Below are 17,041 nucleotides of genomic sequence, written 5' to 3' on the forward strand. Positions count from 1 at the left end.
CGCTTAGTCAACTACCTACGCAAGATATTGCCTATTAAGCTGGCTGCTGGTTCATAAGCTCGTTGAAGCTTACTGCTTTCTCAGAAACCTGAGCTTTAGCGATGATAGCGTCGATCGCTTGCTCTTCTAGAGCAACGTTGCGCATGTTGTTCATCATTTGCTCGTTTTGCTCGTAGTAAGCAACCACTTCAGTTGGATCTTCGTACGCTGTAGCCATCTCTTCGATCAGTGCTTTCACTTTCTCGTCGTCAGCTTTTAGCTCTTCAGACTTGATCACTTCACCTAGAAGAAGACCAACGACAACGCGACGCTTCGCTTGCTCTTCGAACAGTTCACGTGGAAGCTGTTCAGCGGCTTCTGGGTTGCCACCGAAACGTTGAGCCGCTTGCTGACGTAGAGTACCAATTTCTTGGTCGATCAGCGCTGCTGGTACGTCGATGTCGTTCTCTTTCACTAGACCGTCGATCGCTTGCTCTTTGATGCGGTTTTTAACCGCTTGCTTCAGCTCACGCTCCATGTTCTTACGAACTTCCGCTTTAAGAGCGTCTACACCGCCTTCTGCTACACCGAACTTAGCAACAAACTCGTCGTTTAGCTCAGGTAGTTCACGCGCTTCAACTTTGCTCAGTTTGATAGCGAATTTCGCTGCTTTGCCTTTTAGGTTTTCAGCGTGGTAATCTTCTGGGAAAGTCACGTCGATTTCGAATTCCATACCTGCAGTCTTACCTGCGATACCGTCTTCAAAACCTGGGATCATGCGACCTGCACCCATTTCTAGAGGGAAGTTCTCTGCTTTACCGCCTTCGAACTCTTCACCGTCGATAGAACCAACGAAGTCGATAGTCGCGCGCTTGCCTTCTTCTGCAGCTTCGTCAACTTCTTTCCAAGTTGCCTGTTGCTTACGCAATGTTTCGATCATCTCTTCAACGTCTGCGTCTTGAACTTCAGTTGTTGGTTTTTCAACAGTGATGTTCTCTAGACCTTTCAGTTCAACTTCTGGGTAAACTTCAAACGTTGCAGTGAAAACTAGGTCTTCGCCTTCTTTTGCTTCTACTGGAGCGAAAGTTGGAGCGCCTGCTGGGTTGATCTTCTCTTTAACGATCGCTTCGATGAAGTGGCGTTGCATCACTTCACCCATTACGTCTTGACGTACCGCTTTGCCGTACATCTGAGCAACCATTTTTAGAGGCACTTTGCCTTTACGGAAACCATCGAAACGACGGTTTTTTGCGATGTTGCGTAGTTCAGCTGTTACAGCATCTTCGATGTTAGCAGCAGGAACAGTAATGTTTAGACGACGCTCTAGGCCCTCTAGCGTTTCAACAGTAACTTGCATTATTCAATAACCTCAATACAGGCTCAGCTAGGCTGAGCTTATGTTCCTTATTAGCAGAGCAGAGTGTCACCACCGCACGCCACTAATTCGGCCCATCCTTTGTGTGCTCGATGAACACATTTCGTAATTCGAGTATCGGTAACCAACAATGTGGACTACCGGACTAATCAGCGATCTCTTCTCACCACACTAAAAAAGCGAGGTCAAAGCCATCTCCAATTAGTCTCAGGACAAAAATTTAGACGCAGCATTCTACCGACCCGATGCATAGCTGTCGAGCTAATCGCAGTGATACGGGCTGCATTCTCCTAAAAACCCACTTAAGTGCTAAAAAAAGCATCAATATGACGGCCTTTGATAGCAGAAATGGGGACATTAATTGGTTTTTCAAGATTCACTAGCGTTTTTTTATTTATAGACTGAAAAACTAGATCCAAGTCCGGTTTTGCTGCGCAATTTCGTTAATAACTTAAACACTCCGGTAACAAAAAACAGTACGATAGAGGGGCGTAATTTTAAGAGTTGTCAGGGTATTATGTCGTCGTTTCGCCGCGCCAATCTGTCTGTGTTTATTCTCTATTTGCTGACGTTGCTCGCTGGCTCACAATGGATGTGGGAGTATCGTTACCATGCCCAACATGCGGAGCAGCAAGAGCAGCTTGATCGCTTTGCCAGTCACATTATTAACAAACTGGACAAATACGCGCATTTGCCCAAATTAATTGCCAAAGATGGCGAATTGCTCGCGGCACTGAAACAACCGGGCAACCCCGCTCAAGTCGAACTCACTAATCGCTTTTTGCAAAACGTTAACGATACGATTCTCGCCGCCGACACCTATCTACTGGATCGTTGGGGCACCACCATCGCCGCCAGCAACTGGAACTTAGATCGCTCGTTTGTCAGCCGAAACTTCGCCTGGCGTCCCTATTTTTTTGAAGCGATTCAAGGTCGAGCGAGCCAATACTTCGCCTTGGGTTCCACCTCTGGTCAGCGGGGTTACTACTATTCCTACCCTGTCGTCTATGCCGCTGAAGTCGTGGGAGTCATCGTGGTCAAGATGGACCTCTCTGCCATCGAAGAGAACTGGAGCAGCAAAGTAAACACCTTTGTCGCCACCGATCAGAACCAAGTCATTTTTATGTCCAGCAACCCTCACTGGTTATTTAAGAGCTTGACCGATTTAGACGATGCGACCCGGCAGGCGATTCGCGACAGCAGGCAATACCTCGATACTGACATTCAATCGCTGGGCCTCAACGGCGCCATTGACCTTGCGCAATCGGAACTAACTAACCGGCGTCTCGGTTGGATTCAAGGGGACTATTTAGTCTCCAGCCGCCCCCTGCCTGAACTTAACTTAACCATTCGTGTTCTGTCTGAAAAAGTGACCGTATTTTGGTCAGTGCTGAGTTTTGGCCTGGTTTGGTCGCTGCTGTTTGTGATTGTCTTTTTAACCATGCAATTAACCTATCAGCGCCGACTCAAGCAACGTCAATTTGAGCGCCTCCAAGCGGAAGCCAAACAAAAACTTGAGTTCTTAGTGATGGAACGCACCGCCGAACTGCACGCCGAGGTGCTTGAACGCTCACGCACGGAAGCCGCGCTGCGCCAGACACAAGATGAGCTCATTCAAGCAGCAAAACTGGCGGTACTCGGCCAGATGTCAGCCAGTATCAGCCATGAGCTTAATAATCCGTTAGCGGCGATTCGCAGTTTCGCTGACAATGCTCGCCGCTTTCTGGCCAAAAGCCACCTCGATCGCGTTGATGACAACTTGCAGCGTATCTCTTCACTGACCGACAGAATGGCCAAAATCAGTAGCCAACTTAAATCCTTTACGCGCAAATCCGACAGCAATGATGTCTCGATTATGGCTCTAACCCCCGTGATCACGTCGGTGAAAGAGTTGGTCGCACCGCAAATCAAATCGTATCGCGTCGACTTCGAGGTTGAACTGGCGCCCGAACTGGGCAAAGTGGACATCAACGCTATCCAGCTTGAGCAAGTGCTAATCAATTTGATCACTAACGCCGCGCAGGCGGTCGAATCTCTCGACACGCGTAAGGTTCACCTTAGCGCCAAGGTAGTGGATAAACAGGTGCAGATTGCTATAGACGACAATGGCCTTGGCATCGACCAACAAGCGGCCCTTCACCTCTTCGAGCCGTTTTACACCACCAAGAAAAACGGGCTGGGGCTTGGGCTCTCTATCTCTCAGCACATTATTGAGACCATGCACGGTGAGCTCACCGTTGGGACCTCTCCCCTTGGCGGCGCACGATTTACTGTTTCGCTCCCTCTTGTTGAAAAGGAACTCTAATGCACGACGTATTCTTTATTGATGACGAAAGTGACATCCGCATTGCCATTGAACAGAGCTTCGAGCTCGAGGGGATCTCTGCCGATTTTTTTGCCTGCGCAGAAGATGCCCTGTTGGCCATCAAAGAGCATGGCATGCCAAAGGTGCTGATTACCGACATCTGTTTGCCCGGTTTATCCGGGGAAAACTTACTGACTTCCGTTTTGCATCAAGACAAGGATGTGCCGGTGATCCTGATTACCGGCCATGGAGACATCACCATGGCAGTCAATGCGCTGCATAACGGCGCTTATGACTTTATTGAAAAACCTTTTGCCATTGACCGTTTAATTGACACCACCAAGCGCGCCCTGGACAAACGTGCCTTAACGCTCGAAAACCAAGCACTAAAGCGCAGCCTTAAGGCCAGTAATACACTGGGACCAAGGATTATCGGCGACACCCCTAGCATCGAAGCACTGCGCGATACCATTGCGCACATCGCGGACACCAATGCCGACATTCTACTGTTTGGTGAGACAGGAACCGGTAAAGAGCTAGTTGCGCGTTCCATTCACGAGCAAAGCTCTCGTCGTGAGGCAAACTTCGTCGCCATCAACTGTGGCGCCGTCCCTGAAAATTTGATTGAGAGCGAACTCTACGGTCACGAAAAAGGCGCGTTTACTGGCGCAGAGGCCAAACGCATTGGTAAGTTTGAGCACGCGCAAGGTGGCACGCTGTTTCTTGATGAGATCGAATCCATGCCGATGCAGGCGCAAATTCGTTTACTGCGCGTGCTGCAAGAGCGAGTGATTGAACGAGTTGGCTCAAATACCCTAATCCCGGTGGATATTCGCGTCATTGCCGCCACCAAAGTGGATTTAAAACAAGCGTCAGCTCAAGGGACGTTTCGTGAGGATCTCTATTACCGCCTCAATGTCGTTACCTTGGATTTACCACCTCTACGCCATCGAAAAGAGGACATCCCTGCCCTATTCCACCATTTTCTTCTGGTTGCCGCCGCGCGATATGGCAAAGCCGCGAATGCCTTGCCCGATGCCGCTCTGCAAACACTGATGTGTCATGATTGGCCGGGTAACGTGCGTGAACTGCGCAACAGCGCCGAGCGCTTCGTGCTGCTTGGTAACCTTGGCCACCTCAATCCGAGCCAGTCAAGCGCCGAGGCAACACCGCTTGCCTTGCAAGTGGCAGAGTTTGAGAAAGCAGTGATTGAACAAGCGCTTGCCAGTACTTCCGGGCGCATCAATGACACCATGACCTTGCTGCAAGTGCCGAGAAAAACCCTCTACGATAAAATGCAAAAGTATGGGATAGACAAAAGCGTCTACAAAAGTGACCAGCCAGAATAACATCGCCCCGGCATCATAGCCGGGGCGATAACATGACAAGAGACGGTTCTATTTGGTGATGATTTCCGGCCCCATCAGTGTGGTCGGTAGCCAAGTGGATACCCAAGGCACATAAGTGACGATGATTAAGAACAAGAACATCACCGCTACCCACGGCAACGCCGCTTTGACCACTTGCATCATCGACATCTTCGCCACCCCGGCAGTAACAAAGAGGTTGAGCCCCACTGGTGGTGTGATCATCCCTATCTCCATGTTGACTACCATCATGATGCCAAGGTGAATAGGGTCGATACCCAACGCAATGGCGATCGGGAACACCAGCGGCGCGACGATAATCAACAGACCCGATGGCTCCATAAACTGACCACCAATCAACAGCAGCAAGTTAACCACAATCAAGAAAGTGATCGGCCCAAGCCCTGCCGAGAGCATGGATTCAGTGATCATTTGCGGAATGCGCTCTTCGGTCAATACATGCTTAAGGATCAACGCATTGGCGATGATGAACAGCAGCATAATGGTCAGCTTACCGGCATCATACAGAGTGTGCTTGGTGTCTTTATGAACAAACGCTTGCAACACTTTCACCAATGCTGGTTTCTTGTTGTTTTTGTCGGCAAATGGTCCCATGTCTTTGTAGACAAAGTTAGCGATAAAGAAGGAGTATATCGCCGCAACGGCCGCCGCTTCTGTCGGGGTGAACACGCCACCGTAGATACCACCAAGGATGATCACCACCAGCAACAAGCCCCAGCTGGCGTCTTTCGCAGCGGCAAGCATCTCGCCCCAACCGACGAACGGTTGTTTCGGTAAGTTCTTCACGCGCGCAGCAATGTAAATGGCGATCATTAACATCACACCGGCTAACAAGCCTGGGATCACGCCACCAAGGAACATACGTCCCACTGAAACATCGGTCGCCGCCGCATACACCACCATCACAATCGATGGCGGGATCAAAATGCCGAGCGTACCCGCGTTACAAATCACGCCAGCTGCAAACTCTTTAGAGTAGCCATTTTTTATCATACCGGCAATCACGATACTACCGATTGCGACCACCGTCGCAGGCGATGAGCCAGACAAGGCCGCAAACATCATACACGCGACTACCGACGCCATCGCCAAGCCGCCGCGGAACCAACCCACCATCGCAATCGCAAATCGAATAATGCGTTTTGCCACACCGCCGGTCGACATAAAGCTCGAGGCGAGGATGAAGAACGGAATCGCCAATAAGGTGTAGTGGCCCGCAAAGGCGTTAAATAGGGTTTGTGCTACCGACGCTAGGGAAGCATCAGAGTGCATCATCAAAAAAAGAATACTCGATAGGCCGAGTGAGACTGCGATAGGCACACCAATCAGCATGAAGCCAATCACCATCACGAACAAAAACAAAATATCCATGGCTTAGCTCTCCTTGCCGTTTTTCTTGGTGGGCTCCATGGCCTCTCCCGCTTCACTGAGTTCTTCTTTCAGTGCTTCTAGCTCTTCTTCCGCTTCGTGACCTGCAATCAATCGATCCAGCTTGCCGGTGGCAATTTGCAGCGTCAGTTGCAAAAAGCGGAACGTCATTAGCGCCATGCCAATGGGCAGAGCCATGTAAGGGATAAAACGCGGCAATTTTTCATAGCGTTCGCCTTCATTGAGCCAATCGGCTAAAAACTGCAATATCTCGGGCATTGGGATATCGTCCGTCTCATACCAAGCTCTCTCGGTGGCAAACGGATACCAGTAGTTCCAAGAGCCGACCAAGAGCAGAATCGAGAAGGCCAAACAGCAGCCGGCAGCCATCAAGGCGTAGGTTTTGCGCATGCCCGGCGATACCATGTTGATGATGACGTCAACGCCGATGTGGAAGTGTTTTTTGACACCGTAAGAGGCGCCGACCAGCACCATCCAGGCAAACATAAATACGGTCAGTTCGAGGGCCCAAAGAATATTACTGTTAAAAACATAACGAAAGACGACGTTGGTGAACGTCAGCAGGGTCATAGCGCCAAGGAAAAAGGCAATCAAGGTTTCCTCAATCGCATCGGTCACTTGTCCTATTTTGGCAAAGATTGACTGTTCCATAGTGTGATCACTTTTGGTTCCACCCTTTTGCAGCAGGCTCCTCCTCGAGAAGGAGCCTGTATAGGGTGTGTATTGTTATCTGTAGAGGGGATTATTTGTTCGACGCCAACGCCGCTTCAATCAGATCGGCACCGATGTCTTTTTCAAACTTCTTCCATACTGGCTTAAGCGCGTCCACCCATTGTTGACGCTGCTCTGGCGTTAACTCACGCACTTCAGCGCCCGCTTCAATAACGTACTGCTTGTTCGCCATTTCCACTTTTGACGACTCTGCGTTACGCGTGTCTGTGACCTCTTTGATGATGGTCGCCAGTTGGTCTCGCTGATCATCAGGTAACCCATTCCAGAAATCGTTTGAGGTCACGACTAAGTAATCAAGAATGCCGTGGTTGGTTTCTGTAATGCCATCTTGAACTTCGAAGAATTTTTTACCGTAGATGTTTGACCAGGTGTTCTCTTGGCCATCAATAACTTTGGTTTGCAAGCCGCCATACACTTCTTTGAACGACATTTTCTGCGGGTTGGCCCCTAGCTGCTCAAACTGAGCGACAAGGACATCAGAGGCTTGTACGCGGAACTTCAACCCTTTTGCATCTTCAGGGACAAGCAGCGGTTGGCTCGCTGACATCTGCTTCATGCCGTTATGCCAAAACGCAAGACCTTGAACACCACGACGTTGCATCGCGTTTTTCAGCTTCTCACCCGCTTCTGAGTTCTGGAAGCGATCCACCGCTTCCACGTCTTCAAACAAGAACGGCAGATCGAAGATGCGGTACTTTTTGGTGAATTTCTCAAACTTTGAAAGAGAAGGGGCTGCGAGTTGGACATCACCATTGAGTAGCGCTTCAAGTACCTTGTCATCATCGTAAAGGGTCGAGTTTGGGAAGACCTGCATACAGACTTTGCCATTCATCTCTTCGTTGACACGCTTTTCAAGCAGCGACGCCGCAATCCCTTTCGGGTGCTTGTCGGTATTGGTCACGTGACTGAACTTGATCACCGTCTCGCCAGGATCGCAGTTTGCAGCGGCGTTGAAGCTGGTGACAGCAAGAATTGAGGCAGATAGTAGGGTCAAAGGCTTTAACATTATTATTCTCCTTGTGGATTGAGCAACCCCATCACTGGGTGTTGTATCAAGTAAGGAGCAATAAACTGGCCAACTTAGAGAGAGAGACCAAAAACAAACAAAAACATATACTTATATAACACGAGAGAGCAAGAGATGCGTTCCCAGCGCCAAATCGAATAATAAATGTGTGGAAATCCACCCAAGAGAAAGAGTGTAATGGGTCAGTTTACACACCATTAACAAAACAGACACAAAAAAGGCAGCGTCATGCTGCCAACACGTCCCTATAAAGAGGAGCACACTCTTCACCTCAGACTGCAAGCCTAGCCTGAATTCCCCCCCGTGAATATGACCGAAGAGTGCGCTCAATACGTGTATCAATGAAAATCGATACGTTGCTCTGTGTCGGCGTCAAAGAACACCGCTTTAGATAAGTCAAAGTGCAACGGCGCAACCTGACCGACCTTGGCATCAAACTCAGGTGAGAGGCGACACGCCACTTCCTGATCGTTGACCTTAATCATCGCAATCGTATCTGGACCCGTCGGCTCTAGCACTTCAAGTTGCAGATTAAGCGCAGTGGTGGCGCTCGAGTCCGCATTTTCACTTTCAGTAATGTGCTCAGGTCTGAGGCCAATCACGATCTCTTTGCCGTCTTGCTCACGCATAGAGGCCGGCAACTTGATGTGGTGCTCCTGACCATTGCCCCCTTTCACTTTAATCACTGGCTGATCATCACTATCGAGATCCACCATGGTTTTGATGAAATTCATTGAAGGCGATCCCATAAAGCCTGCGACAAACATATTGTTCGGCTTGTTGTAGATCTCTTTCGGCGTGCCCAGTTGCTGTAACTCACCGTCTTTCATTACCGCGATACGATCGGCTAACGTCATTGCCTCAATTTGGTCGTGCGTCACGTACACAATCGTGGTGTTGAGCTGCTGATGCAGACGTTTGATCTGGTGACGCATCTCAACACGTAACTTAGCATCAAGGTTTGAAAGCGGTTCGTCAAAGAGGTAAAGCTTAGGTCTGCGAGCCAGTGCACGTCCCATCGCGACACGTTGACGTTGGCCACCAGAAAGTTGCGACGGTTTACGGTCCAATAGATGGTCGATTTGCAACATTTTCGCCACTCGCTGCACTTCCGCTTCAATTTCATCCGCCGGCATTTTGCGGATTTTCAACCCAAAGGCGATGTTACCATGCACCGTCATATTGGGGTAAAGCGCGTAAGACTGAAACACCATCGCGATGTCTCTGTCCTTTGGCTCAACGCTGGAGACATCGCGCCCATCGATGACGATTTCACCCGAGCTGATCCCTTCAAGACCGGCTATAGTGTTCATCAATGTCGATTTACCACAGCCCGAAGGACCCACCAGAATCAGGAATTCACCTGAATCAATACTGATATCAATACCCTTAAGTGTTTCTTGCTCCGCCTTAGGGTAGGTTTTGCGGATCTGTTTAAGTTCTAGTGTTGCCATTGTAATTATCCTTTTACTGATCCTGCCGTCAGGCCTCGAACAAAGTATTTTCCTGCCAGTACGTAAACGAGCAGTGTCGGCAATGCCGCAATAATCGCTGCCGCCATATCCACGTTATATTCCTTCACCCCGGTACTGGTGTTGACCAAGTTATTGAGCGCCACGGTAATAGGCTGGGTTTCTGAGCCCGAATAGACCACCCCAAATAGGAAGTCGTTCCAAATTGCCGTGAACTGCCAAATCACCGTGACCATGATGATGGGCGTAGAGAGCGGTAAGAGAATCTTAAAGAAGATGGTAAAAAAGCCTGCGCCATCCAGCTTCGCCGCTTTGACCAACTCATCAGGAATACCGATGTAGAAGTTGCGGAAAAACAGCGTGGTAAAGGCCATACCGTAGATGACGTGAACGATCACCAAACCTGTCGTAGTGTTGGCTAGACCCAATTTGCCCAGTACCGCGGCCATTGGCAGCAAAATCACCTGGAATGGAATAAAGCAACCAAACAGCAACAAGCTAAAGAACAAGTTTGAGCCTTTAAACTGCCACTTTGTCACCACGTAACCATTAAACGCCCCCAGTAAGGTAGAAATCGCCACCGCGGGAATCACCATCTGGAACGAGTTCCAGAAGTAACCTTTGACGCCTTCACATTTTACGCCCGTACAAGCGCTGTCCCACGCTTTGTACCATGCGTCCCATACCCACTCAGTCGGCAACGACATCAGGTTACCGGCCTTGATATCTGGCAAGGTTTTAAATGAGGTGATCACCATGACAAACAGCGGCATCAAGTACACTAAGCAGAAGAATAGCAACCCGGCATAAATCATCAGGCGAGCCATGTTCATGTTTTTGGTCATGACTTCTTCTCCCTAAGTTCTGAGTACAAATATGGCACCAAGATGGCCAATATCCCGGCCAGCATCATCATGGCACTGGCAGCACCTAGGCCAATTTGGCCACGGGTAAAGGAGTGCGCGTACATAAAGAGCGCAGGTAAATCTGAGGAGTAACCCGGGCCACCGGCCGTCATGGCGGTAACGAGGTCAAAACTCTTGATCGCAATGTGCGAGGTAATAATTACGGCGCTGAAGAACACCGGACGTAAACAAGGCAAAATAATTTTCATGTAGATGGTCGGTAGATTCGCGCCATCAATTTGCGCCGCTTTGATGATCGATGAATCAATACCGCGCAAGCCCGCTAAAAACATCGCCATCACAAAGCCAGAAGATTGCCACACCGCTGCTATCACCAACGTGTACACCGACATTTCAGAATTGACTAACCAGTCAAATTTGAAGCTGGTGAAGCCCCAGTCTTGCATCAGTTTTTCGATACCCAGACCTGGATTGAGAATCCACTTCCACGCAGTACCCGTCACGATAAAGGACAGGGCCATTGGGTAGAGGTAGATAGTTCGGATCGCCCCTTCTTGGCGAATATTCTGATCCAGCAAGATAGCGAGACCGACGCCCAACACAATGGCGACCAACATAAACATCAGGCCAAAAATGCCTAGATTGGAAATGGATGTAATCCAACGATCATTTTCCATTAGCCTTTCATACTGAGCAAAGCCGACAAACTTAAAGCTCGGTAGGAAACGCGAGTTCGTCAATGACAATGCCGCCGTCCAAAAAATGTAGCCGTAGATACACACCACGGTCACTAACATAGTCGGCGCAAGTACAATTTTCGGCAGCCAGCGTTGCAACCTGTCTGCAAAGCTGAGCTTTGGTGCAGACTTGTTTGCATTCCTAGATACAACATGCTCCATAACGATTCCTTACGTCTTCTCATCTGACACCATCACCGTCAGATGGTTAAGGAAAGGGCGCTTGGCTCCCCACAAGCCGAAGCGCCCTTTGGGGTGTGAAGTAATGCTAAGCGAAGGTTAGAAAATCGCCGCTTTTACCGCTTTTGACAGTTTCTGTGCCGCTTCTTTTGGATCTGCATTCGCGTCGTTGAAGAAGTTGGTCACGACGTCATAGATAGCACCTTGCGCGTAGCTGGTCGTCGCTAGGCCGTGCGCCATACTTGGCACTAGGTCACCCGACTCTGCACTGGCTTTAAACGTTGCCATCGAATCCAATGCACACTGGTCAAACGCGCTCATGTCCATATCCAGACGCACTGGAATCGAACCTTTGTTGAGGTTGAAGACTTCTTGGAACTCTTTGGTCAAGATGGTTTTCGCCAAATCTTGCTGCGCTTTTTGGTTATCAGCATTGCTGAGCTCAAAGAACGCAAAGCTATCGATGTTGAAGGTGAACTGACCGTCAGTACCTGGCGCTGGAGCACAGATGTAATCCTTACCCGGTACTTTACCTGCGGCAGAGAACTCACCTTTCGCCCAGTCACCCATGATTTGCATAGCGGCTTCACCGTTGATCACCATAGAGGTGGCAACGTTCCAGTCGCGACCTGGTGAGTTGGCGTCGATGTAATCGCGCATTTTCTTAAACTTGGTGAACACCTTGACCATTTTGTCGCCAGCGAGCACATCCATATCTAAGTCGACAAACGCTTTGTTGTAATCTTCACTGCCGAGCACATCGAGCGCCACCGCTTCAAAGACTGTCGCGTCTTGCCATGGTTGGCCGCCGTGCGCCAATGGAATGTAACCTGCCGCTTTGATCTTGTCGGCTGCAACGAAGAACTCATCCAATGTCTTCGGCAGTTCTACGCCGGATTTTTTCAATACTTCTGGGTTTGCCCATACCCAGTTAACACGGTGAACGTTCACTGGCACGGCGACGTATTCGCCATCAAACTTCATCACTTTAGTGACCACCGAAGGCAAGATGCTGTCCCACTTCTCTTGATTGGCCGTGTCATCGAGTGAGGTCAAAAAGCCTAGGCCGCCCCATTCTTGAATGTCGTGACCTTTGATTTGTGCCGCTGACGGTGGGTTGCCCGATACTGCGCGGGTTTTCAACACGGTCATCGCAGACTCACCGCCACCACCAGCAACCGCAAAGTCTTTCCAGCTGTGGCCTTGCTCTTCGAGCATCTGTTTCAATACCGCTGCAGATTTTGCTTCACCACCGGCAGTCCACCAGTGGAGTACTTCGACTTCGCCCGCTTGGGAGAAAGCAGAGGCAGCAAGGAGGGATAAGGTAAGTAGGGTTTTCTTCATTTTCATTGTTATCTTCCATGTTTTTGGATTAGACATCTGGGTCGACGTCAAACTGACCCGTTCACTTCGTGCTTGAACGTTATTGAGTCTATCCGACTAGAAAAAGAAGATTGAAACAAATCGTAAAGCCAATGTAACAATTCAGTTACATTACACTTCAAGGCCAGGTGGAATAAAGAGTTGCGCGCGTAAACCACGCTGCGGGAGATTACTAATAATGAGATCTCCGCCGTGTCCGTGCAAAATGTTGCGGCAGATGCCAAGCCCAAGGCCGTGACCTTGATCATCTTCTGCCAAACGAAAGTAAGGTTCAAACACCGCTTCCAACTTATCTTCTGGAATACCCGGGCCGCAGTCATCAATCGTCACCGTGATCCACTCGCGCTGAACTTCTATCGTGACAGACGCACGCTTACCATATTTCACGGCGTTATCGAGCAAGTTAGTAAGCACTCGCTTAATCGCCAATGGTTTCGCGACGATCGGCTCCATAGTCATAGGAGTAAAGTCGACGCAATGTTGCTTGTGGTTCATGGGCTCAATGACAGAGAGGATCATCTCATTGAGGTCAATGTAGGCATTGTTCTCGTGCAAGTCGGTATCGCGCACACATTGCAGCGCGCCTTTAACCATCATTTCCAACTCGTCGAGGTCTTTATTGAATTTGCTGCGTTTCACGTCACTTTCCAGTAGCTCGGCTCGCAGCCTTAGACGCGTAATGGGTGTTTTTAAGTCATGTGAAATGGCAGAGAACAGATGCTCACGGTCGGCAGTGTAGCGCCGAATACGCTGCTGCATACGATTGAACGCGCGCGTTGCCACCACCAGCTCACGAGCGCCATCTTCGGCCAAAGGCGGCTGATCGACATCCATACTCATGTCATTGGCGGCTTTGGCCAAACGCTTCAAGGGTTTCACTTGACGGCGCATCAGTAAATAGGTCAAGGCAAGCAGCAAGGTGGTGGAAAAGAAGAGGAATAAAATCTGCTCTCGGCCAATCAAGGTGTCATCCAACGTCACGTATGGCGCCGGCAACAAGGCGGCGATGTACAGCCACTCGTGCTCATTCAGTTCGATTTGTACCACCAATACCGGAGGATCAATCGGTGACAATGTGAGTGTGTGATGCGCCCACGATTTCGGTAAATCGTGCAAATAGATGTCGTTTTTTAGCAAGCGCAGGTTTTCTGGCTGGGAGAAGTTGACGTCTATCGAGCGAGCGCGAGGCAGCTTCTGTTTGAGCACCGTTGTCACGGCATTGATTGAAGCGCGTTTTAGGCGTGTATCGTCAATCGGGTCGACAATCAATCGCTCTTTGTTGAACGAGACAAAAAAGCGCGTGCCGCCCATATTGCGAATTTGATCAAGCACGATATGGCGATAGCCAGTCGGCAGAGACTGAAAAAAGGTCACCGTAGAGGCAAACATGTTGGCCATGCTTTGCGAGGCGTCTCGGATCCCTGCAAGCTCTTTGTGCTTAGACTCAGTATACCAAATGGAAGTGGCAATACCCTGCGCGATCACGACCGCCAAGACGGTAAGGCCGAGTGTCCGGGTCACCAACGAGTTGGGTTTCAGTAAGCGTAATAACCACTTCATCACGTTGTCTAACTCAAAGAAGTATTAATGTTCAACGCTAACGGGGACGGCAAGAATATAGCCGTTGCCACGCATGGTTTTGATGTACTGAGGGTATTTGGCCGAGTCACCCAACCGATGGCGCAACCGGCTGAGCTGCACATCGATACCACGCTCAAAAGGCAGCGCTTCTCTGCCCCGGGTCGCAAAGGAGATGGTGTCTCTATCTAGCACTTCATTGGGGCGAGTAAGAAACAGCATCAGCAGGGCAAAATCACTCCCAGATAAATCGTGTTGTTCCCCTGTCGTGGTATGGGTAATTTTGTGTGCCAAGGTATCGAGCTGCCAATCGCCAAATACGATGGTTTTGGGCAAGCTGGTCGGCTCCGAGCCTTTCTCTTCGACCACTTGGGCGCGGCGCAGTACCGCTTTGATTCTCGCCATCAATTGACGTGGATTGAACGGCTTAGCGATGTAATCGTCGGCACCAAGCTCAAGACCCACCACCTGATCCATATCATCCGACACCGCCGTTAGCATAATGATGGGCACATTGGATTCACGACGAATCGCCTGGCACAATGCAAAGCCATCTTCGCCGGGCAACATCACATCCAACAAAATCAGATCAGGGTAACCTTTTGCATCGAGATGCTGCTTAAGTGCTTGTCCTTCTGCCACGGCTTCCACATGGAAGCCCGATTTAGACAAATACTCATCCAAAAGCTCGCGGATCTCCTGATCATCATCCACAACAAGTATTTTACTGTTCATTTCGCCAATCACTGCCTATGGTGTTAGCTCACAGTCTAGACAGTTATCACCCGCGGTGTGACGGATAAATCCTTATTTTTTGAACAGAAAACAAATGGAGCTCACAAGTTTTTAACATTAAGCGAGTCATCTATCAGTAGATGGTCAATTAAGAAGAACAACTGATTTCAAGCCGTTTGCCCCAATCCGGTGGCAACGCCGCAAAATGTTCAAAATTCGGGTGCTCGTCGTACGGAGATTGAAGCACCAGCGCGAGCTCGTTGACCAGTTGATAATCACCCTGTTCGGCGTTGTCGATTGCCATCTGCGCCAAGTAATTTCGCAGAATGTATTTGGGATTGACCTGACGCATCTCGGCGCAGCGTTTACGGGCGCTAACAGGCGCTCCGCTTTCATCCATTTCACATTCACAACGCGCTAAATAGAGCGACAACCAGTCACTCGCGGCCGCTCTATCAACAAATAGATCGATGACGTTCTGCTCTGGTTCACTATCGAGCATCGACAATGCGCGCATAAAGCGGCAATAGTCGACGCTCTGCTGAGCCAATAACTCAAACATGGCGCTAAAGAGCTGAGTGTCTTGCTCTAATTTGGTCTTGAGGCCTAATTTTTTGCGCATGATGGCGCTAAATTCGCGGTTTAGCACTGACTCAAACTGACCGAGCCCCTGCTCCAGATCCGCTTTATCAACCAGCGGTGACAGCGCATGGGCAAGCGCGGACAAATTCCACAATGCGATGCGCGGCTGCTGATCAAACGCATAACGCCCTTGGTAGTCGGAGTGGTTGCAGATAAGTTGCGGATCATAATCATCCAGAAAACAAAATGGCCCGTAATCAAACGTCTCACCAAGGATCGACATATTGTCCGTGTTCATGACGCCGTGCGCAAAGCCCACCGCTTGCCACCTAGCGATCATGTGAGCGGTGCGCTCGACGATCTGTTCAAACATCGCCAAATAAGGCTTAGTGGCGGTTTGACATTCTGGCCAATACCACTCAATCGCTTTGTCTGCCAACAGACGCAGTTCACTCAACTGATTGGTGTAAAAGAAGTGCTCAAAGTGACCAAAACGTAGGTGGCTGCGCGCCACACGCAGCAGCAATGCACCGCGCTCCTGTTTCTCTCGATAAACGGGAGTATCGCTGGCGAGCATACCTAAAGCGCGAGTGGTTGGAATGCCCAAACCCGCCATCGCTTCGCTGCCCAAATACTCACGAATGGTTGAGCGTAGTACCGCTCGTCCATCGCCCATACGTGAATACGGAGTCAGTCCCGCCCCCTTAAGGTGTAAATCGTAGACTTCACCTTTGGCGTCCTTTAGCTCTCCGAGTAATAGTCCACGACCGTCACCTAAATCAGGGTTGTAGACACCAAACTGATGCCCCGCGTACTTCATGGCTAATGATGGCCAATCTTCAACGCGTTGCTCGCCCGCCAAAAACGCTTTTAGATCGCCCGATGGCAGGGACTCATCCAGTGAAAACTGTGCGGCGAGTGATGCGTTCCAACTTACCCAACGCGTGTTGCTAAGTGGCGTTGCTTCAACAGGCGTGTAAAACACCTTAGGCAGTTGATAAAAACGGTGAGTAAGCGCTAAAGATGACAACGAGGACATAGACGGCCCAATGTAATGAGTGTTGTCGCCGACGTTAGCAAAATGTTGCAGAGAGTAGCAAGAGAAAGTGTGAGCGGGATTGAAAAAGAGCGATCGAGATAAGAAAGCCTGAGATGGCCGATAGCATGAGTTATAAAGAGAAAGGCTGCCTTAATCGAAGACTAAGGCATCGCCTCTATACTGTATCGGAAGTACGATATCGATCGCGTAACGAAATACAGCCCGATAATCGACTAGATCAGTGCGAAAACACCGAGAATACCCACCAATGAGA

The 17,041-nt window shown here is 49.7% G+C and carries 13 protein-coding genes; 2 read left to right on the forward strand and 11 right to left on the reverse strand.

What is annotated here, in order from left to right; genetic code table 11:
- Positions 1-34: 34 nt before the first annotated feature.
- A complete protein-coding gene (gene tig, locus AC6R10_RS06445) occupies positions 35-1,336 on the reverse strand; it encodes a trigger factor (RefSeq protein ID WP_487901092.1) in 1,302 nt (433 codons plus the stop codon).
- A 535-nt stretch (positions 1,337-1,871) separates the two neighbouring features.
- On the opposite strand from tig, the gene AC6R10_RS06450 reads away from it, so the two are divergent.
- Both AC6R10_RS06450 and AC6R10_RS06455 read left to right on the forward strand, forming a co-directional pair.
- A complete protein-coding gene (locus AC6R10_RS06450) occupies positions 1,872-3,659 on the forward strand; it encodes a sensor histidine kinase (protein WP_500671804.1) in 1,788 nt (595 codons plus the stop codon).
- Complete coding sequence (locus tag AC6R10_RS06455) at positions 3,659-5,008, forward strand: sigma-54-dependent transcriptional regulator (RefSeq protein ID WP_500671805.1); 1,350 nt, start codon at positions 3,659-3,661, stop codon at positions 5,006-5,008. Before AC6R10_RS06450 ends, AC6R10_RS06455 begins: the two co-directional genes overlap by 1 nt.
- A 48-nt stretch (positions 5,009-5,056) precedes the next feature.
- On the opposite strand, the gene AC6R10_RS06460 is transcribed toward AC6R10_RS06455, so the two are convergent.
- From AC6R10_RS06460 to AC6R10_RS06505, 10 genes are all read right to left on the reverse strand, one after another.
- Positions 5,057-6,418: a TRAP transporter large permease gene (locus AC6R10_RS06460; protein ID WP_500671806.1), complete on the reverse strand. Its 1,362-nt coding sequence runs from the start codon at positions 6,416-6,418 to the stop codon at positions 5,057-5,059.
- A gap of 3 nt (positions 6,419-6,421) precedes the next feature.
- A complete protein-coding gene (locus AC6R10_RS06465) occupies positions 6,422-7,087 on the reverse strand; it encodes a TRAP transporter small permease (RefSeq protein WP_334552581.1) in 666 nt (221 codons plus the stop codon).
- A 91-nt stretch (positions 7,088-7,178) separates the two neighbouring features.
- Complete coding sequence (locus tag AC6R10_RS06470; protein WP_334552583.1) at positions 7,179-8,174, reverse strand: TRAP transporter substrate-binding protein; 996 nt, start codon at positions 8,172-8,174, stop codon at positions 7,179-7,181.
- A 359-nt stretch (positions 8,175-8,533) separates the two neighbouring features.
- Positions 8,534-9,649, reverse strand: a complete 1,116-nt coding sequence (locus AC6R10_RS06475) for an ABC transporter ATP-binding protein (protein ID WP_334568264.1) — start codon at positions 9,647-9,649, stop codon at positions 8,534-8,536.
- Positions 9,650-9,654: 5 nt separating this feature from the next.
- Positions 9,655-10,512, reverse strand: coding sequence for a carbohydrate ABC transporter permease (locus AC6R10_RS06480; protein ID WP_334552587.1), 858 nt, complete (start codon positions 10,510-10,512; stop codon positions 9,655-9,657).
- Positions 10,509-11,432: a carbohydrate ABC transporter permease gene (locus AC6R10_RS06485; RefSeq protein ID WP_334552589.1), complete on the reverse strand. Its 924-nt coding sequence runs from the start codon at positions 11,430-11,432 to the stop codon at positions 10,509-10,511. The genes AC6R10_RS06480 and AC6R10_RS06485 overlap by 4 nt, the downstream gene beginning before the upstream one ends.
- A gap of 117 nt (positions 11,433-11,549) precedes the next feature.
- Positions 11,550-12,800, reverse strand: coding sequence for an ABC transporter substrate-binding protein (locus AC6R10_RS06490; protein ID WP_500671807.1), 1,251 nt, complete (start codon positions 12,798-12,800; stop codon positions 11,550-11,552).
- 144 nt (positions 12,801-12,944) lie between these two features.
- Positions 12,945-14,393, reverse strand: coding sequence for an ATP-binding protein (locus AC6R10_RS06495; RefSeq protein WP_500626077.1), 1,449 nt, complete (start codon positions 14,391-14,393; stop codon positions 12,945-12,947).
- Between the two features lie 24 nt (positions 14,394-14,417).
- Entirely contained in the window at positions 14,418-15,146 is a 729-nt protein-coding gene (locus tag AC6R10_RS06500) for a response regulator (protein ID WP_500630330.1), read from the reverse strand.
- A 148-nt stretch (positions 15,147-15,294) separates the two neighbouring features.
- Complete coding sequence (locus AC6R10_RS06505) at positions 15,295-16,767, reverse strand: protein adenylyltransferase SelO (RefSeq protein ID WP_500671808.1); 1,473 nt, start codon at positions 16,765-16,767, stop codon at positions 15,295-15,297.
- Positions 16,768-17,041 lie beyond the last annotated feature (274 nt).

The organism is Vibrio sp. R12-SG2-ISO1, from assembly GCF_059834045.1.